The 17,929-nt window shown below is 43.2% G+C and carries 17 protein-coding genes and 1 pseudogene; 4 read left to right on the top strand and 14 right to left on the bottom strand.

All coding sequences use genetic code 11. The features are described 5' to 3' along the window. Positions 1-153 precede the first annotated feature (153 nt). The 3 genes from PCC7418_RS14020 (at position 154) to PCC7418_RS14010 (ending at position 3,517) form a co-directional block, all read left to right on the top strand. Positions 154-1,821, top strand: coding sequence for a DUF2079 domain-containing protein (locus PCC7418_RS14020; RefSeq protein WP_015226845.1), 1,668 nt, complete (start codon positions 154-156; stop codon positions 1,819-1,821). Between the two features lie 66 nt (positions 1,822-1,887). After that, positions 1,888-3,000 carry a GGDEF domain-containing protein gene (locus tag PCC7418_RS14015; RefSeq protein ID WP_015226844.1) on the top strand — a complete coding sequence of 371 codons (1,113 nt, stop codon included), beginning with the start codon at positions 1,888-1,890 and terminating at the stop codon, positions 2,998-3,000. Between the two features lie 100 nt (positions 3,001-3,100). Continuing rightward, complete coding sequence (locus tag PCC7418_RS14010; protein ID WP_015226843.1) at positions 3,101-3,517, top strand: globin family protein; 417 nt, start codon at positions 3,101-3,103, stop codon at positions 3,515-3,517. Between the two features lie 39 nt (positions 3,518-3,556). On the opposite strand, the gene PCC7418_RS19485 is transcribed toward PCC7418_RS14010, so the two are convergent. From PCC7418_RS19485 to PCC7418_RS13965, 11 genes and pseudogenes are all read right to left on the bottom strand, one after another. Next, the gene (locus PCC7418_RS19485) at positions 3,557-6,580 is read right to left on the bottom strand and encodes a methyl-accepting chemotaxis protein (RefSeq protein WP_015226842.1); all 3,024 of its coding nucleotides are present in this window, start codon (positions 6,578-6,580) and stop codon (positions 3,557-3,559) included. Positions 6,581-6,777: 197 nt separating this feature from the next. Continuing rightward, a pseudogene (locus PCC7418_RS14000) lies at positions 6,778-7,737 on the bottom strand (RNA-guided endonuclease InsQ/TnpB family protein); the annotation flags it as partial. Between the two features lie 38 nt (positions 7,738-7,775). Continuing rightward, a complete protein-coding gene (locus PCC7418_RS20985; RefSeq protein ID WP_235620703.1) occupies positions 7,776-8,096 on the bottom strand; it encodes a hypothetical protein in 321 nt (106 codons plus the stop codon). A 163-nt stretch (positions 8,097-8,259) separates the two neighbouring features. After that, the gene (locus PCC7418_RS13995) at positions 8,260-8,802 is read right to left on the bottom strand and encodes a chemotaxis protein CheW (protein WP_015226841.1); all 543 of its coding nucleotides are present in this window, start codon (positions 8,800-8,802) and stop codon (positions 8,260-8,262) included. A 54-nt stretch (positions 8,803-8,856) separates the two neighbouring features. After that, positions 8,857-9,219: a response regulator transcription factor gene (locus tag PCC7418_RS13990; protein WP_015226840.1), complete on the bottom strand. Its 363-nt coding sequence runs from the start codon at positions 9,217-9,219 to the stop codon at positions 8,857-8,859. A gap of 55 nt (positions 9,220-9,274) precedes the next feature. Beyond that, positions 9,275-10,525 carry a response regulator gene (locus PCC7418_RS13985; RefSeq protein ID WP_015226839.1) on the bottom strand — a complete coding sequence of 417 codons (1,251 nt, stop codon included), beginning with the start codon at positions 10,523-10,525 and terminating at the stop codon, positions 9,275-9,277. 108 nt (positions 10,526-10,633) lie between these two features. After that, on the bottom strand, positions 10,634-11,104 hold the full coding sequence (locus tag PCC7418_RS13980) for a chemotaxis protein CheW (RefSeq protein ID WP_015226838.1): 471 nt from the start codon (positions 11,102-11,104) through the stop codon (positions 10,634-10,636). A gap of 6 nt (positions 11,105-11,110) precedes the next feature. Then, positions 11,111-13,405 carry a hybrid sensor histidine kinase/response regulator gene (locus PCC7418_RS13975; RefSeq protein WP_015226837.1) on the bottom strand — a complete coding sequence of 765 codons (2,295 nt, stop codon included), beginning with the start codon at positions 13,403-13,405 and terminating at the stop codon, positions 11,111-11,113. Next, on the bottom strand, positions 13,386-14,264 hold the full coding sequence (locus tag PCC7418_RS20980; RefSeq protein ID WP_015226836.1) for an Hpt domain-containing protein: 879 nt from the start codon (positions 14,262-14,264) through the stop codon (positions 13,386-13,388). The genes PCC7418_RS13975 and PCC7418_RS20980 overlap by 20 nt, the downstream gene beginning before the upstream one ends. 114 nt (positions 14,265-14,378) lie before the next feature. After that, positions 14,379-14,681 (bottom strand): hypothetical protein, encoded by a 303-nt coding sequence (locus tag PCC7418_RS13970; RefSeq protein WP_015226835.1) that lies wholly within the window; start codon positions 14,679-14,681, stop codon positions 14,379-14,381. 9 nt (positions 14,682-14,690) lie between these two features. Then, positions 14,691-16,097 carry an aspartate ammonia-lyase gene (locus PCC7418_RS13965; protein WP_015226834.1) on the bottom strand — a complete coding sequence of 469 codons (1,407 nt, stop codon included), beginning with the start codon at positions 16,095-16,097 and terminating at the stop codon, positions 14,691-14,693. Between the two features lie 95 nt (positions 16,098-16,192). Here PCC7418_RS13965 and PCC7418_RS13960 point away from each other — a divergent pair, with 95 nt between their 5' ends. Beyond that, the gene (locus PCC7418_RS13960) at positions 16,193-16,450 is read left to right on the top strand and encodes a chlororespiratory reduction protein 7 (RefSeq protein ID WP_015226833.1); all 258 of its coding nucleotides are present in this window, start codon (positions 16,193-16,195) and stop codon (positions 16,448-16,450) included. Between the two features lie 122 nt (positions 16,451-16,572). Here PCC7418_RS13960 and PCC7418_RS13955 read toward each other — a convergent pair whose 3' ends face one another. The 3 genes from PCC7418_RS13955 to PCC7418_RS13945 all read right to left on the bottom strand — a co-directional run bounded on the left by PCC7418_RS13955 (position 16,573) and on the right by PCC7418_RS13945 (position 17,886). Then, positions 16,573-17,016, bottom strand: coding sequence for a diacylglycerol kinase family protein (locus PCC7418_RS13955; RefSeq protein WP_015226832.1), 444 nt, complete (start codon positions 17,014-17,016; stop codon positions 16,573-16,575). 178 nt (positions 17,017-17,194) lie between these two features. After that, a complete protein-coding gene (gene ybeY / locus PCC7418_RS13950; RefSeq protein ID WP_015226831.1) occupies positions 17,195-17,686 on the bottom strand; it encodes an rRNA maturation RNase YbeY in 492 nt (163 codons plus the stop codon). After that, on the bottom strand, positions 17,686-17,886 hold the full coding sequence (locus tag PCC7418_RS13945; protein WP_015226830.1) for a DUF3285 domain-containing protein: 201 nt from the start codon (positions 17,884-17,886) through the stop codon (positions 17,686-17,688). Before PCC7418_RS13945 ends, ybeY begins: the two co-directional genes overlap by 1 nt. Positions 17,887-17,929: the final 43 nt, after the last annotated feature.

The following is a 17,929-nucleotide window of genomic DNA, read 5'->3' as shown; positions in this document are numbered from 1 at the left end:
AGAACTTGCGGTTTTGTAGCGTTCGGATCGAAATTTTCCTAAAATCGATCACAAGTGGGCAAACTTCGTGAAAATTGCTCTTAATTAACGGTAATATCAATAAGACGACAATGATTTTGCGAAGAGACCCGCAGAGGTGGGCTTAGGAGGGGTATGCTGTTTCCGTTAAATCGGGCAACGGAGAAAAAGGGAATTATTGTAAGCGCGATCGCGTTCTTTGCCATTACTCTGATTTTAATTCTCCATCGCCACTTTACGTTTTACTCGTCCTATGACCAAGGCATTTTTAACCAAGTTTTCTGGAATGGTCTTCAGGGGAACTTCTTTCAAAGTTCTCTCTCCTCCCAACTGTCCACCAATGTTGTCCATAACAATGAAGTCCCCTATGTTGCCTATCATCGTCTCGGGCAACACTTTACCCCCGCCTTGCTGTTATGGCTGCCAATTTATGCCCTATTTCCCCATCCCGCTACACTTTCTGTCTTGCAGGTTGTCTTTGTCACCAGTGCAGGAATTGTACTCTATTTTCTAGCGCGAGAATATGTTGATAATACCGTCGCAACGTTGATCAGTATCAGCTTTTATGCAGCAAACGCCATTCTTGCGCCAACTCTTGCCAACTTCCACGATATTAGCCAGATTCCTCTCTTTGTCTTTACGCTGCTGTTAGCAATGGAGAAACGCTGGTGGTGGTTGTTTGCCCTGTTCAGTGTCTTGATTTTAGCGGTGCGAGAAGACAGTGGGATTACCCTATTTGGCATTGGGGTCTATATGGTGTTCAGCCGTCGCTTCCCGCGCATTGGTCTGATTGTCTGTACAGTGAGTTTTGGTTATCTCCTCATCCTCACCAATCTCATCATGCCCATTTTTTCCGAAGATATTTCTAAACGCTTCATGTTAGAGCGATTTGGGCAATATGTGGAAGGCGATGAAGCAAGTACGCTTGATGTGATTTTTGCCATGCTAACGCAACCGTGGCTGTTGGTGATTGAACTGGTTACGCCCGTGGGTCGCACAATTCGGTATTTACTGGGACAATTGCTGCCGTTTGCGTTTATTCCTGCTGTTTCCCCTGGCGCTTGGATGATTGCGGGGTTTCCCTTGTTAAAACTCCTCTTAGGAAAAGGGTTTTCCGTGCTAGCGATTACCATTCGCTATGCAATGGGAGTTGTTCCTGGTTTGTGTTATGGGGCGATTTTATGGTGGGGAGGACAAGGGGTATTACGATTTAACCAACCGTTAGAAACTCTCACACCACGTCCTCTTTCGCGGAAGTTTCGTCGCTTTTGGGTGTTTTGCATTTGTCTGACGCTTTTATTTACGATAACATCCAATCCCAATCGCACCCTTTATTTTTTAATTCCCGACTCGATTGATCCTTGGGTGTATGTATCTTTACCTGAACAATGGCATCATTCAGGGAACATTTACCAGTTGATGAATAAAATCCCTCAAGAGGCAAGTGTATCAGCAACCACCTACATTATTCCGCATTTATCAGGGCGACGAGCAATTATTCGCTTTCCTGCTTTAAGGTTACGGAATGATCAAGAAAAAGTGGAATCAGTAGATTATGTTTTAGCTGATTTATGGCGGTTGCGTCGCTATCAAGTTGCCTTTGATGATGATTTACGACGGTTACGAGCTATGACTTACCGCATTGAAGAAATTACGAATCGCGGAGATTACGGGATTGCTGGTTTTGAGGAAGGGGTAATCTTATTGGAAAAGGGTGCAGAAAATAATCTGGAAGCTGTTAATCAATGGTTAACCTTCAAAACAGAAATTGCTCCTATGATTGAAAGAGAGGATACAATTTAAGTTGTTTTTGATCTCCTTACTATCCAATCACAGATTACAAGGGGAGTCCCGAGCAAGAAATGCAAGATGGAAACGCCTGATGATCCGAAATATCCAGAAATTCACTCTCTTGTCGCGAGTTTTCCAATTTTAGAGTCTCTGGAATTACATCCTCATTCTAAGTTAAAAATCCTTCCTTGTTATGACACGACAGTTCAAAGTCATGAAATGGGTCAAGTGATCATGGATGCGTTTGAGAGGTGTGCTCATTTACCAGGGGTGATTGTTCGAGAAGAAAAAGAAGTGTTAGGGATAATTTCTCGGCAACGTTTTCTATCTTACATGAGTCAGCCGTATAGCTTAGAACTGTATCTGCAACGACCGATTAGGCGATTGTGGGAGATGTTGAATGCGTCTGTTTTGGAATTACCTTGTGAGTATGGCATTACACAAGCAGTACAAGAAGCGTTATCCCGCCCTTATGAAAGTCTTTATGAACCGTTAGCGGTTCGCTTTTCAGAACAGGTCTTAAAAGTGCTGGATTTGCATATTCTGCTGTTAGCTCAATCTAAATTATTAATTGAAATTACTCAACTACAGGCGAAAACCCAAGCCCAGTTACAACAAAAAAATGAGCGTTTAGAAGCCACTGAAGTGGCTTTGAAGGAAGCAAACCGAGAACTCCAGAAACAAGCCACCCAAGATGGACTGACGGAAGTGAGTAACCGCAGACAGTTTGATACAACTTTAAAGCGAGAATGGCAACGGTTAAGACGATCGCGCCAACCTTTATCTTTACTAATTTGTGATGTGGATGAGTTCAAACGCTATAACGATACCTACGGACATCAAGCGGGTGATTTGTGTTTATGGGAAGTCGCCCAAGTGATTAATAGTGTCGCAAAACGCCCTTCCGATCTGGTTTCTCGTTATGGGGGAGAAGAGTTTACTCTCTTATTACCGGATACGCCTCTCAACGGTGCGGTAGAAGTAGCAACACTGATTCGGCAAACGTTACAAGTCCAAAATATCCCTCATCAGTCTTCGCGAGTGAGTTCAAGAGTGACACTCAGTATTGGGATTAGTTGTCTGATTCCGACGGGAAATGTCTCCCCTGAGGTGTTAGTTCAACAAGCCGATTTAGCCTTATATGAGGCAAAAAATCAAGGGCGCGATCGCGCTGTCATCTCATACAAGTAATTTTGGCTACAGATTGATTGGGTTCATAAATTAATAATTAATGATTAATGATTATTAATGCAAAGAAAAGGCGACTCATGAATCGAGGACAAAAATAATAATGGTTGCTAGTCCAGAATTATTAAATGTTGAGTTATTAGAAAATAGCTATAGTGAAATTAGACCTCGGGCAAACGAGTTTGCTATTAGTTTTTATCAAAACTTGTTTAGTCTCTACCCCGAAACCCAGCCCTTGTTTGCCCACGTGGATATGGCAAAGCAACAGCAAATGTTGATTAGTGCTTTAAACCTCGTGGTTAAAAATTTACGAAAGCCTAACTTATTTAAGCAAACTCTCAAAGGACTAGGTTCTCGTCATGTGCGGTATGGGGCTTTGCCAGAATATTATCCCTTGCTTAAAGAAGCTCTTTTAAAGACCTTTCAAGATTATTTGCAAGACAGATGGACAGCAGAAACCAGACAAGCATGGACTGAGGCTTTTGATGCCATTACTAAACTGATGCTGGATGGGTATTGAATTTCCAGTTCCCCCCTTCGCAAGGGTAGAGGGAATTTTTTAATCAATTTTGAACTGTCCGACGTTCTCTTCTAGGTTTTGGGCTGTTTGCAGCAGTTCCTTAAAGGAATCAGACACCTGAGTAGCACTTTCAGAGGTTCGTTGCGCGATCGCTGCGACATCTTTAATGGTCTGATTAACCTGTTCCGAGTCCGCAGACTGAGTTTTGGCAGCTTCTGCAATTTTTGCCACCAGTTCATTAATCTGGTTCGATACTTCCGAGATTTGATTTAAGTTTCCTCGGGCTTCTTCCACCAATTGTGTCCCGCTAACCACCTGTTCTGTTCCTTGTTCCATTGCAGTAACAACCTCATTCGTTTCCGTTTGAATTTGGTCAACAAGACTCGAAATTTCAGAAGTTGCATTTGCAGACTGTTGCGCTAACGCCCGCACTTCATCCGCAACCACAGCAAACCCGCGTCCCTGTTCCCCTGCTCTGGCTGCCTCAATGGAGGCATTTAACGCCAGTAAGTTCGTTTGGTCAGCAAAGTTACTAATTAAATTTACCACCTGCGAAATTTTCTGAGACGATTCCCCTAACCGTTTGACTTTTTTCGCCGTTTCTGCTACCGTTTCTCGAATCTCCACAATGCCATCAACCGTGCGGTTCATTGCCTCATCTCCCGCTTTTACCGTGGCTGCTGACTTTTGAATTGCCCCCTCTGCTTCGGCTGCGTTTGCCGATACCACATTAATCGATTCGGTCATCGCTTCAATGCGTTGCAAAGCAATTTCAATTTCTTCCGATTGTTTCAGCGCCCCTTGGGATAGAGCTTGCACTTCTGCTTCATTTCTGGTCGTGGTATCAGCAACTGCTTTTGCTGCTTGTTGTACCTGTCCCACAATCTTCCGCAGACTTTCCACAGTGGAGTTATAAGAGTCAGCAACCGTCCCAATTTCATCTTCCGTTACGCTAGCATTAACCGTTAAATCTCCTTGACTAATGGGATCAACCTGCATCAGCAATTCTAGAGCGCGTCGTTGCAGCTTTTCTTTCTCCTGTCGTTGTTCTTCTTCTGAGGCTTGTAAATCTTCCAAGAAACTAACCCGTTCTTGCGCTCCACTGAGTTCTGTAGCAACCCGTTGCATTAAATTAATTTCTCGTTCTTGCCATTCGTAGGGTTCTTCGCAGTTATGTGCAATGAGCAAGCCATAGAGACTTTCCCGCACCACAATGGGAACGACTAAATTAGCCCGAATATTTAAATCTTTCATCAATTGCAAGTGATCGGGATGAAAACCCGCATTTAAAACATCGGTTGTGGGAACGACTCGCCCTTCAATGTAGGCTTGGCGGATTTCTTCGGGAATGCAAGGGTCTTTCATTTCTCGTTCTCGGGCTGGTGTGACCCCTTCAACAGAGGATTCATTAGAAATATAACCGCTACCATCATCTTGGAAACGATAAATCACAACGCGATCGACTTCTAACAAGGCTCGGGTTTCACTCACAGCTTGATCCAAAAGTTGAGTTACACTTTCTGAGTTCGTAACGTTGGCACTGGCTAAACGAGCCAAGAAACTATTTTCAGCAATGTCTTGTTGCAGCTGGTTTTGAGTGGCTTCGAGGTTGGTCACCATACGGTTTAAGTCTTGGGATAAAATGCCAATTTCATCCTGACGGTTAGTACCTTGCATCCGTAGGCGATAATTTCCGCTTCCCACTTGTTGAGCAAAGTTAGATAAACGGAGAATCGGTGTGGAGAAACTGCGAGAGATAAAGACAGCAATACCGCCACCAATCACGAGAATAATCAAACCAATGCCATAGTCAATAACACTGGCTCTAAACAAGGCAGCATTAATTTCGGTTTGGGGGTCGCCCACATAAGTCATGCCAATGACTTCCCCGTCGCTGTTATAAATGGGGTTATATACACTCAAGAAGGTTGTCTCGACAACATTAGCTTCTCCAATAAAGGTTTCTCCTTGATTGAGAACCGTTTCTGCCACTTCTCTCGAAACCCTGGTTCCAATCGCTCGCGTTTCCCCATCTTGATAAGGAACATTGGTACTAATGCGCCAGTCTTGGGCAAAGAGAGTAACCGTATCGGCTCCCGTTTCTTGTTTAATCAAATCAACAATTTCATAGTCACGGTTGAGCAAACGGGCTTGAATCACTGTTCCGACAGTTTGCCCATTTTGGATAATGGGCTGCACCGTCATTAACGCCATGCCGATTTTCCCTTGATTGATGTCATACCTCCCCTCGGGAAACGGTTGTTTGGCTTCGGGTAAGCCCTCAGTTTGTTGTTCACGAATGCCAATACTGGCTTGTTCGGCTAAACCGAGTTTTTCTAAAGTCGTACTACTGATCAATTCAATACCCGCTTTCCCCTGACCCGTTTCCAGCACTTCTTGCACCATGGGTAAGTCAGTGAGGTTAATGCCGATATTTTTATTAACTGGGCGTATGGGTTGGGTCGTTTCAGAGTATTGATCAATGGTTTCATTACCCGTTGGGAGGGGAGGATACTGGGAAAAATCGCGATCAATGATAGAAATTTTTTGAGCGACACTTTCTCCTTGTTGGTTCGTTAAGATATAAAAACTTTCATTGGGATTGGGCTCGATCGCGTTGTTTAAGACTTGCTCTGCTTGCTGAGGATCATTCAAGTTAGCTCCTGTAACAACAGCATTTTTTGCCATGATTTCGGATTCTTCAGCTAATTCTTGATAATCGTCTGTTATCTGCTCCTCTAAACTTTGTAGTTCTAGGATTAATTGCTTTTCCAAGTCCTCCCTTAATTCGGTACGAGTAAAAATCACGTTCGCTTGTGTTACTGCTACAACAGGAATGGCAACACTCCCCATGACAACAATTGTGAGCTTATTACGAAAACTAATGTTATCCCAACGAGCTTTTAACTTTTCCCACCAGCTTTGATTCTCTTGGGTTATGTTTTCGTCTTGTAAAGGAATATACTCTAAACGCTGGTCAGATTCCCTAAGATTGTGTCCGTTGCTAGATTGAGGAACAGAGGATTGATTTTGTTCTTGCTGCTGTGGAGAAGTTTGAGTCATAGTGAGTGTTATTTGTTATGGCGTTTCCTAGTTGGTTGAGGTACGTAATGCGAGTCGGTGGATGTTCATGGTTCATAGTTCGTGGTTCATTGATTAACAACCAAGAAATAACAAAGAACGAAGAACAAAGAACCAAAATTTAGAATGTACCTCATGAGATTGGGAAGTGCTATATTTGTTATGTCAACTACCCGCAATCAATCGCTAAACGCGATGTGATTGGGGCTTGTTTCTGCCCTCCACCTCAATTCCATGAACCTCGAAAGGCGCATGGCTTTGGCTTCATCGGACGAAACATCAGGGCAGGCTGACAGGCTACCCGTACTCGTCCAGTCTTGCCGAACGAGCAACGTTCTTAATGCAATATTCCTAGCCCCCACCAAGTCGGCATGAAGATCAAACCCACAATTTTCACAGTGAAAAGTTAACCCCTTGTTAGGTCGATTCTTTTTAGAAGTATGCCCGCAATGAGGACAGCTTTGGGAAGTATAATCAGCATCGACTTTAATCGCCAAAGAATCATTCAATACTGCTTTATAGTCAATGAAACTTTGGAGTTCAGCAAAAGACCAACTGGTTCGTTTACGGTTAGCCTTTTTCTGTTTTTTAGATGCCTCTTTCCCCTTACGACGAGGGTTAGTCCTTTCCCTGATGTTGGTTAAATCTTCTAATCCAATTAAGGAATTAGATTTAGCAACTTGCTTAGAAACTTGGTGGTTAATATCAGCGCGAAACCGTCTCTCTCGTCCAGATAGAGACTTTAATCGTCTCTTAGCTGATCGAGTGCCTTTGCGCTGTAACGACTTTCTTCTCCTTTGATAGTGCTCTGCTTTATGAATAGTAGATTTTCCGTTGTAGAAACTAACTTGATTCTTGGTATCGGTTTCTACAGCTAGATATCGTTGACCAACATCAACTCCGCTAACTCGTTTAATATTTGCGGGTTCGATATCAGGTTTCTCTATTTCTAAGCTGACTAATAAGTAATAAGTCTTGTTAGAAGGAGTATAGTAAATCTTTGCTCCTTTGGCTTTAGCCTCTCCAGACTTAATCAAGTCTAAGTGTTTTTGATAGCCAGAATAAGAAACTTTGATTCGACCTTGTAAGGTAATGAGACTAATTCCTTCTTTAACGAAAGAGAAGTCCCTACCATAGTTAAGGTTACAGGTTCTAGAAACAAAGTGCGGTGGTTTATCTAAGCCCTTGTACCTTTTTTGGTTTTTCCTTGTTTACGATGTTGGCTACTTTGTTTAACCTTAGTCCATAGACTTCGATAAGTTGCACCAACCTGCCTACAAACATTACAAGCCATCTGAGATGGTAAATTGTATTCACCTCGAATGTCGTAGTAAGCTAGCTTCTGGAGTTTGTTGGCACTGCTGGTTCGATTATTGTCGAAAGCAACCTGTGAAACATAATTAAGAGCATCACGATAAGCTAAAGAAACCTCTCGCAAAAGCGTTTTCTGCTCGGTCGAGAGGTTTAACTTTAACTTGGCAGTGATGACTTGTTTCATTGGTAGTCAATTTCACGATATACTATCATTGTAACAGCTTAGTGAAGATGTGGCAATTCCTGAGGGGCTGTCGTCTGGGGTTTCCCCAGACGTTTATACGCCCCGTCCCGCGACTAATCGCTAACGCGATGTAGTCGGAGAATCCTTGCCACGTATGTTGAAATCAAGAAATACTGTTAGGCATTTGAGCAAAAATGGCTTCTGCAGAAAGCACCATTAACATTTCTCCGTCTGAGGTGAGAGAATAACCACGTAAAACCCGAGAGAGTTCAGGGGTAAAGGTTGATTCAGGAGGAGATTGAATGGAGTTCGGGTCAATGCGGGTAATGCCTTCCACATTTTCCACAATTAACCCTAGATTTTTTTGCTTTCCCGTCTCATCTTTTGTTCTTAAAACGAGGAGTGGTAAGCGAGTCGTTGCTAAAGGCTGCTCGGGGAGAGGGGTTAAGCCCACCAAGCCCCCTAAATCCACTACCCACAGAATTTCTCCACGCCAGTTATAGAGTCCCATCACCCAACTGGGAAGTTTCGGTAAAGGAACTAGTTGACGAGTCTCCACTTTCAGCACTTCACTGAGTTGAGAAATCGTCAAAAGGGCGGTCGTTTCTGGCACAAGATGAAACCGAATCAAAGACTCAGTGCTCGTTTGTTCTGAGTCAGTTGTCGGAAATAGATAGTTGGAGTTAGAGGAGGAAGAGGAAACCACAAGTTTAATTGAGATCGCGTTGATGAGTCGGTTAAGAAAAATGACCAGTAGGGGCTATTTCACAACTTGTTGTAAGGTGCGGGTTAATTCATCAGAATCAATGGGCTTGGTAATATAGGCATCTGCTCCCTGTTTCATGCCCCAAAATTTATCTAAATCACTATTTTTAGTGGAACAGATAACAACAGGGATGTTGCTTGTTCCTTCTTCTTGTTTGAGTTGCCGACAGAGTTCAAATCCGCTGCGGTCGGGTAAGACCACATCAAGGACAATGAGATTAAAGGGTTGTTGTTGAATTTGAGAAAGGGCTTCATCATGACTGCCCGCTTTCACCACATCAAAGCCATTATTGCCTAAGCAGCTTGATAAAATTTGTAAATCGGTTTGGGAATCTTCAACAATGAGTGCTTTTTTCATAGTTTTTTGAGGGTTTTAGATCTTAATACTTACACAATTTGAGACTGAATAGAAATTAGGCTTGGGCTGATGACGGATCAGGATTGATTTCAGTTTGCTGGCGAGTGAAATTCGGCAAGTATTTTTGCACAGATTCCAAAATTGTACTACGATAAACGGGCTTACTCATATACTGAGTTGCTCCCACCATTTTGGCTCGCATCCGATCAATCAATCCGTCTTGTCCCGTTAAGATAATAATGGGAATTTCTTGCAGGCTCGACACTCGGCGGAGTTGAGTACAAATTTCATAGCCATTGGTATTGGGCATAATCAAATCAAGGAAAATGAGGTCGGGTTTGACTTTTAACAAGGTAGCATTTGCCCGCAAGGGATCATTAATCCCGATAAAATCATATCCATTTTCCCGCACAATTTGTTCCACAGTTTGGGTGACTTGGGGACTATCATCAACACAAGCAATCAAAAACTTGCGGTTTTCAGAACTAGCAATTGCCGTTGTTTTTTGCGATTGATTTGGCTGGGTCAACTGATTCCAGTTCCGATCTGGAATCTCTTGAAATTGTAACCAACCTTGTTTATAATATCCCCAGAGTGCTTTCGCCACAGGTAAAATATCTCGTTTCGTTGCTAGTGCAATATCTCGTAATGAGTCTTGTCCTGTCAAGAGACGTTTGAGATTTTGAAAAGTTTTTTCGGCGGTCGCTTGTTGAATTTGTTCGGGCTGGGTCATCACGGGGGCTTGGTTGGGCCAACAATAGGTTAAGCCTGCTTCCCGCCAGTTTTGCCAGTTTTTCTGGGCTTGTTTAACCAAAATCCCTGTTGGTGTAGCTACTTCACTGGGAATGGGGATATATCCTTCTGGACGAGCATTCGCTGACCATTTCCACTGTAAGCCACTACTCATCCCATAATCGCTACTGGCTTGGCTTTGGATGTGGTAAACTTGCAAGAGATCAAAGAGAACTTCCAGTTTAATGGCTTGTTTGATGCGGGCAAATTCCTCCATAGTCAAATATTCTTTTTGCAAAAGATAAGCCAAAAAATTATAGTAAGTTGCTTCTGAGGTGGAAGCCACTTCTGGAAACAGGGCTAAGAGACGATTTATTTTTTGAGGATAACGGTTTTTAAGTTGGCGATAGATTCTTCGCTGTTCATGCTTTCCACCCGCCAGCCAGAATAAGCGACCTAGCCGTAGATATAATGACCAAGACTGTTGGGGATGATTAAGATTTTTAATATCTAAACGTCCTGTTTCTTGTTTTTCATCATAGGTTTGAATATCCCTTAAAAAATGATCAGCCATGGTTTATATTGTTTAACTATTTATATCCAATTTTGACCTAATTGTGTTGAGGCTGAGAAAGGACTGTAACAGCCTGTAACAGGTTTAGATCGAGCAAGAATGGGGTCACTATTGAGGAAATAGGCGTTCCACGTCTAATAAAAAAATAGTCAGTGTTGCTTCGGTTTCTTCTAAGACGGCGACATGAGAACAGAAACTCAGGGTGTCTGCTTGACGATAGGAGGCGGGTAAAACTCGAACACGATCGCGCGGTAGATTTCTAAGAGTCGGTGCATCTTTTACCTGTAATCCAACAACTTCTTGTTGAGTTTGCACTACAATAACATGGTTTTTGGTGACATGATTTACAGAATTTTTTATATTGTCTATAAAGAGGTAATATTCCAAATCAAAGACAGTTAATTCACAATCTTCGAGATGGGCGACCCCGACCCCTTTTTCTCCACTACCATGAATCGTAATCTGAGATAGGACGCGATAAACTGATTGAATGGGAACGGCTAGAATTAGAGTTCCCACTGAAAAAGTGACCACCCGAACTGTTGTCTGAGAAGAGGTTTCTGCTGTTTTCAGGCTCATTCGTTTTTATTGATCGATGATAGTTTTTAGTGTACCAAGAAAATCTTTTTCCAGATAAGGTTTTGTAAAATAGTGACTTGCCCCGAGATGAGTGCACAGTTTCCGATGTTTGTCGCTACTGCGAGACGTTAACATTACCACAGGGATTTGATTGAGAGTGTTATTTTGACGACGGTAACGGAGAAATTCAAAGCCGTTAAGATTGGGCATTTCAATATCGCACACCACTAAATTTGTGTCGGGATAACGTTCTAACATGGAAATGGCTTCTCTCCCGTCTCCTGCTTGTAACACCTGATAGCCAGCGCGTTGTAAGGAAAAGTTTAAGGTTTGGCGTTGGGTTGCGGAGTCATCCACTACAAGAATCGTTGGGATTTTACTGTTGAGGGAACGGGTGGGAGTGGGAGTAACAACCGATGCTTGGGGCGTTTGTTGAACGGATTGTAATAAGGCGAAAACATCCATCACAGGAACAATTCTGCCATCCCCTAAAATGGTGCAGCCTGAAACGTATTCTGGGGGCGCGATCGCGCTGCCAAGAGATTTAATCACTAATTCTTGTTCAGTAATTACGCGGTCTAATTCTAAGGGATAGCGTTGTTCTCCCCGTTTTAAGATTAATAAGGGGCGCGATCGATTTTGTCCTTGGGTTGCTGCGCCCAATGCTTGTAAGTCGGGAGAGGCAGCAGGAAGCGGACAATTATAATCGAGTAAGTCTCTGAGGGTATAAATGGGAGTTGCTTGGTCTTCCCACCAGAGAAAGCGTTGATTCCCTGTATTTTTCACTTGTTCAGCCATGGGAACAATAATTTGTTCAATATTATCGGACGGTAGCGCCCAAATCGTGGTATCCACTAAAACAATCAATAACTTCGCCATTGACTGAGTGGTAGGGAGACTCAAGATAAAGGTTGTTCCTTGTCCTAATTTTGACTGTAAACTGATGCTTCCTTTTAAGGCTTGAATTTGATCGCGCACCACATCTAAACCAACTCCGCGCCCTGATAACTCCGTGACTTCCTTCGCGGTAGAAAACCCAGGTTCAAATAGTAAGTTATATAATCGTTCTTTAGAAAAACGTTCGGCTTGGTCTTCACTGAGTAAACCCGTTTGTAAGGCTTTCGCTTTCACCTTCTCCACATCAATCCCACCGCCATCATCACTAATTTCAATAACGGTTTGATTTCCCTGATAATAAGCCCGAATCGCAATTTCTCCTTCTTCTGACTTCCCGTTTTGTTCTCTGGTTTCGGTGGCTTCTATGCCATGATCAAAGGCGTTACGAATCAGATGCGTCAGGGGATCATACAACTTTTCTAAAACACTTTTATCCACTCTTACGCCAGTTCCTTCTAAACTTAAGCGAGTGGGTTTTTGATACTGATCGGAAAAATCGCGCAAAATACGAGGAAATCGATCCAAAATATTACTCAAAGGCAACATCCGCGCCCAAATCAATTCATCTCGCAATTGTTCCAACATTTTACGCTGTCCTTGTAGCGTTTGGTTGGATTGATCGGCAAATAAGGAAACATCGCCGACAGATTCTTCAATTTGCGCCGTTTCTTCTAATAATTCTTGCAAAATCGCGTTTAATGCCCCATATTGATCCAATTCCAAGCTATCGAAATCAATATCGAGAACCGATTCGGGTTGTTCACTGACGGGAGACGAATCTGTCTGTTGCTTTTGCGGAGAGAGTCGAGACTGTTTTTGAGTGCTTTCTCGAATCACTTCTTGATCGGAAAATTCTTGTAAGCGTCCCACTAAGTTTTGAAAGCGGGAAAACCGATTGAGGAGTTCTCTTAACTCTCTTTGTAGCTGTTCGTTTTGAACCGCAAGACTATTGCGTTGGATAACTAATTCCCCTAACTGGTTATCCATGGCTTGTAACCGTTCCACATCGACGCGAATGGAAGGTTGAGAGGATTTTTTCGGGGATTTCTTGGTTTCTGGTTGTGGTGTGGGTGTCGTTTCTGTTTCTGCTTTGGGGATAGGGGGAGTGGGTAAGTTTTGCGCTGGCGGTAAATCAGAAAAGTTTTCGTTAATGGCGGTAATCGCATCGTCTAGATTAGTGGGGATGCTTTGAGTTGTCTCTTCTTCTGTTTCTAACTCACCCCCAAAGAGATCATCAGCGTTGACGGTATCTTCTGAAGTTTCTTCTAAGTGAATCGTTGTTTCTTCTTCTGTTTCTAACTCACCCCCAAAGAGATCATCAGCGTTAACGGTATCTTCTGAAGTTTCTTCTAAGTGAATCGTTGTTTCTTCTTCTGTTTCTAACTCACCCCCCAAAGAGATCATCAGCGTTAACGGTTATTTCTTCGCTGTCGGTGTCATCTCCAAGATTTTCTTCTAAATTAATAGTTGTCTCTTCCGTTTCTGTATAAGCCAGTAACGCTGCGGAGGGTTTCCCTCCTTCTGCGCGATCGCCGTTTAAAAACGCATTGCGTCCCGCTTCTAAGTCTTCAATCATTAAATTTGTAATCTCAATGACGGCTTCTGGATGACGATCTAGTGCAGCGATCGCGCTGTTGGCAATTTCACCAAAGCCCGCCAAGCCCATGATTTCCGCTAATCCTGTAAAGACTTCCGCTTGCGCCCGTACTTCTCCCAGCACTTCATACTGATTAGGGGAAGCAATCACAGTTCTAAGGTGTTCTAACCCTTGTTCCACATCCACTTCAAAGATGGAAGAAGCCATATCAACGCCCAAATCTTCGGAACTGGGGATATAGTCTTCGCCTTGGGTCATCGCCTCCCCTAACTCGTCTTCAATCCCTCTGAGGACACTTTCTGCTTCTTGAACGGCTGCTTCTGCGTCATAACTCCCAGTTTCAATTTGTTCCGTTAGCGGGCGTTGTAAGCAGTCATAGCCGTGTAATAATTTCCGTTCAAATTCAGGGGTAATTTTATCTTCTGCATGATATAAGGCTTTGAAGATATCTTCTAACCGATGCGCGATCGATTTAATTCCCTCTAAGCCCACGCCTGCTGCACCCCCTTTAATCGAATGGGCTGCCCGCATAATGCCATGGACTTTAGCAGTGTTATAGTCTTCTCTGAGGGTTAGAATCCCTGATTCTATGGTTTGTAAGAGTTCAGGGGCTTCAGCTACAAAGAATTGATAGGCTTGGTCACGGATTTCTGGATCAAGGGACATGGGATTGCTATTGGTGATTGGTTATTTGTTCTTAGTTATTTGTCATTGGTCATTAGTCATTAGTCATTAGTTATTAAATAACAAAGGACAAAGGACGAAGGACAAGGGACAAAATTACAACACTTTAGAACTACGGGTTAAGGCTGTAATGCGTTCTGCTTCATGGAAGGCAATTTCTTCTTGGTTATCGCCTATGCTGGGTTTAATGGATACGGTATCTACATTATTCATATTGACATAAACCGTTTCTTCCCCAGTATGCAGGGGACACCACTGCTGATTGAGACGTTGTTGAATCGCTTGTTGCAATTCAGGATAAGGATTGCTTTCTTTTGCGGATTCCGTGATTAAAAAGGATTCTTTTTCCCCGTTGTTATAGTGGAAGGTAATTTGGAGAGAATAGGCTTGTTTGGGCATGGTCTTAACTTACTGAATTTCGCTCATTTTGGCTAGGTCAAGCACTTGATTTAAGGTGGCTTCGTCCATTAATCCTTTTTCTAGGACTAATTCTCGCAGAGATTTCCCAGTTTCTAAGGATTCTTTCGCGATCGCTGCTGCATTTAAATAGCCAATGTGAGGATTTAACGCCGTTACAAGAGCAAGACTGGCTTCTGCATAATTTTGGCAGCGATCGCGCTGGGCGGTAATTCCGTTTACGCAACGTTCTGATAACACTTGTATTGTATTTCCTAAAATCTCGATACTGTGAATCAAGTTATAGGCAATCAACGGCATCATCACATTTAATTCTAACTGACCGCCTTGGGCAGCAAGCGCGATCGCGCTGTCGTATCCCATCACCTGAAACGATACCATAGAAGTCATTTCTGCCATCACAGGATTATATTTCCCTGGCATAATGGAAGACCCTGGTTGCACCGGTGGCAGTTGAATTTCTCGTAACCCCGTTTTCGGTCCTGAATCTAATAAACGCAGGTCATGGGAGAGTTTAACGCAGTCCTGTGCAATATTTCGTAATGCCCCAGAGACGTTAACAAAAGGTGACATACTTTGCATGGCTGCCATAAGATGAGGGGCGCTGGTGAGGGGCAAGCCCATAAACTCACTGAGCAGACTCACCACTTCTGAGCGATATTGAGGATGAGTATTTAACCCTGTTCCTGTGGCACTCCCGCCAATTCCTAATTGTTGCAAATCTTGGGCTGCGGTTTTCACTCGGGTTTGATGATCGCGGAAAATCTGAGTCCAAGCGCGGAAGGTTTCTCCGAGGCGAATGGGAACTGCATCTTGGAGATGGGTGCGACCCGATTTAACAATATCTTGAAATTCATCCGCTTTTTGTTCTAAGGTCTCAATCAGACTGTCTAAGGCAGGATAGAGAGAGTGTTGTAGTGCGAGTAATCCTCCAATGCGAATCGCTGTGGGAATGACATCATTGGTCGATTGTCCGTAGTTGACATGATCATTGGGATTAACCCGTTGATAGTTCCCTTTTTCATCCCCTAAAATTTCTAACGCTCGATTCGCTAACACTTCATTCACATTCATGTGATGAGATGTTCCTGCACCCGCCTGATAAATATCCACCACAAACTGATCGCGCAGGTGTCCTTTTAGGATTTCATCTGCTGCTTGCACAATCGCTGTACTAATCTCTTCAGGAATACAATTTAATTTTCCGTTCGCGATCGCGGTTGCTTTTTTAATTAAAACACAAGCATCGACATAAGTCGGTAAGGGTTTAATCCCACTAATGGGGAAATTCTCAGTTGCTCTTAAGGTTTGAATGCCATAGTAAACATCATTGGGAAGTTGGCGTTCTCCCATGGAATCTTTTTCGGTACGCAGATCAAAAGACTTGGTTTGACTCATTTTTTAATTCATCACAGGGCAGTTAAAATGATAAAGGAGACCCGCCCATTGAGTCAGCAATTGTTAATGATTCATTATTAATTATTAATTACACTATGCCCGATTCCATCATGTATCAAGAGGACGCTTATGTCGTTCTCGAAACCAATCAACCCGAAGAAATTATGAGTCCCGAGGAGTTACTAGAGAAACTAAAAGGGATTATACAGAACTATCCCGATGAACTCCCGCGAGATTTAAAAAAATTTGACACTGTAGCCGAACAAGCCCAACATCTCATGGAAACCAGCTGCGAGTTTGATGTGGGGGAAGGGGAATATTTGCAGTGGTATGTGATCCGCATGGAAAAGTGAGCAAATTAGTCATTGGTCATTGGTCATTAGTCATTAGTCATTGGTCATTGGTCATTGGTCATTAGTCATTGGTCATTGGTCATTAGTCATTGGTCATTAGTCACTGATCACTGGTCACTGGTTCAGAAGACCAACGTTAACAACGGGGGTAACAAAATGATTCCAGCAACAAATAAAGCAGCTAAAGCGCCCACTAAAACGGCTCCTGCTGCACAATCTTTTGCTACCTTAGCGAGTTCGTGATAGGTTTGCTGTACCGTTAAATCCACCACTGACTCCAAAGCGGTGTTTAATAATTCTAGGGCAAGCACAAGCGCGATCGTAATGCCAATCACTGCCATTTTCACCCCACTGACTTGGAGATATCCCCCTAAGCCGAGGGCAATGCTTCCGATAACAACGTGAATCCGAAAATTCCGTTGTGTCGCAAAGGCGTAATGAACCCCTGCCCAAGCGTACCGAAAACTGCTCAATAAGTCAGGAGCAATTTTGAAAGCTAAGTTGCGTGCAAATGAATGCTTTTCGGGTTGAGAATGCTCTTGGGATGATTTGGAGACCAAAGCCATCTGTACTCCACTATGAGACGAAGAAGCCTGCGGATGACCGTTAGTTGCGTGATTACTCCTTTGCTGCAAAGAAGACAGGTTTTGGGAAGAAGAGGTGCTGGCGTTTAGTGTCATGTTATCGCTTATCGTGATTTACCGCAGTTTAACAGTTAGATCAGTGCTTGGAGGAAGAGAATCGTTATTTATGACCCGAGATTAGCAGTAAGGTTTCCTGATGAGCAAGCATTTTTTTGAGGCTTTCTTCATCGGGATGATCCCAGCCGAGAAGATGAAGTAAACCATGAGTTGCAAGCCAAGCTAGTTCCTCAGTCAGAGAATGCTGTTGCTCCGTTGCCTGTTTTTGAGCCGTCTCTACCGAGATGATGATATCTCCTAAGTAGAGGGGTTCATTTGTAACAAGTGATACATTATCTGGGGAAGGGGTTTCCAAACTGGCAAAAGCAAGGACATCAGTGGGTTGATGTTTTTGCCGATATTGAGCATTTAAGTGAGTAATTTCCGTATCATCACTTAAGCAGAGGGTTAATTCGTATTCCTCTGCTGTTGGCAGTTCTGTTTTGAGAGAATCAAGCCACTGTTGAAACCATTTTTCCCATTGTGAGGGGTCGGGAAGCCCCTCTTGAGAGCAATGGGTTTGGATATAAACCGCGAGTGGGACAGAACTAGACATTAGTGAGTGAGATAGGATAAACCAATAAACAAGGCGAGTAAGCCAATGGTACTGAGAAAGAAGTGTTGTAAGGATTTCCCTGATTTACGAACCATGTTCCGCATGGCAAGTTTGGTATAACTGGGAGTTTGAGCCTCAGTTGGTTCTTGCTCGGGTGTTTTTTCGGGAGTTGGAGAGAGATTCGTTGGTTGTTCACTCATATTTAGTGGTTCGTTGTTTGTTGTTCCTTGTTCGTTATTCTAA

It is taken from the genome of Halothece sp. PCC 7418 (genome assembly GCF_000317635.1).
Classification (GTDB): domain Bacteria; phylum Cyanobacteriota; class Cyanobacteriia; order Cyanobacteriales; family Rubidibacteraceae; genus Halothece.
Note: the sequence above shows the minus strand (reverse complement) of the source record. Positions and strands in the feature narration are given on the sequence as shown.

Excerpts from the sequence above, each read along its gene's own strand:
- PCC7418_RS14015 (WP_015226844.1), top strand. The coding sequence starts at position 1,888 with ATGGAAACGCCTGATGATCCGAAATATCCAGAAATTCACTCTCTTGTC.
- PCC7418_RS20980 (WP_015226836.1), bottom strand. The coding sequence starts at position 14,264 with ATGTCCCTTGATCCAGAAATCCGTGACCAAGCCTATCAATTCTTTGTA.
- PCC7418_RS13945 (WP_015226830.1), bottom strand. The coding sequence starts at position 17,886 with ATGAGTGAACAACCAACGAATCTCTCTCCAACTCCCGAAAAAACACCC.
- PCC7418_RS13970 (WP_015226835.1), bottom strand. The coding sequence starts at position 14,681 with ATGCCCAAACAAGCCTATTCTCTCCAAATTACCTTCCACTATAACAAC.
- PCC7418_RS13985 (WP_015226839.1), bottom strand. The coding sequence starts at position 10,525 with ATGGCTGATCATTTTTTAAGGGATATTCAAACCTATGATGAAAAACAA.
- PCC7418_RS13975 (WP_015226837.1), bottom strand. The coding sequence starts at position 13,405 with ATGATCTCTTTGGGGGGTGAGTTAGAAACAGAAGAAGAAACAACGATT.
- PCC7418_RS13965 (WP_015226834.1), bottom strand. The coding sequence starts at position 16,097 with ATGAGTCAAACCAAGTCTTTTGATCTGCGTACCGAAAAAGATTCCATG.
- ybeY (WP_015226831.1), bottom strand. The coding sequence starts at position 17,686 with ATGTCTAGTTCTGTCCCACTCGCGGTTTATATCCAAACCCATTGCTCT.
- PCC7418_RS13990 (WP_015226840.1), bottom strand. The coding sequence starts at position 9,219 with ATGAAAAAAGCACTCATTGTTGAAGATTCCCAAACCGATTTACAAATT.
- PCC7418_RS19485 (WP_015226842.1), bottom strand. The coding sequence starts at position 6,580 with ATGACTCAAACTTCTCCACAGCAGCAAGAACAAAATCAATCCTCTGTT.
- PCC7418_RS14010 (WP_015226843.1), top strand. The coding sequence starts at position 3,101 with ATGGTTGCTAGTCCAGAATTATTAAATGTTGAGTTATTAGAAAATAGC.
- PCC7418_RS13955 (WP_015226832.1), bottom strand. The coding sequence starts at position 17,016 with ATGGCTTTGGTCTCCAAATCATCCCAAGAGCATTCTCAACCCGAAAAG.
- PCC7418_RS13960 (WP_015226833.1), top strand. The coding sequence starts at position 16,193 with ATGCCCGATTCCATCATGTATCAAGAGGACGCTTATGTCGTTCTCGAA.
- PCC7418_RS13980 (WP_015226838.1), bottom strand. The coding sequence starts at position 11,104 with ATGAGCCTGAAAACAGCAGAAACCTCTTCTCAGACAACAGTTCGGGTG.
- PCC7418_RS14020 (WP_015226845.1), top strand. The coding sequence starts at position 154 with ATGCTGTTTCCGTTAAATCGGGCAACGGAGAAAAAGGGAATTATTGTA.
- PCC7418_RS20985 (WP_235620703.1), bottom strand. The coding sequence starts at position 8,096 with ATGAAACAAGTCATCACTGCCAAGTTAAAGTTAAACCTCTCGACCGAG.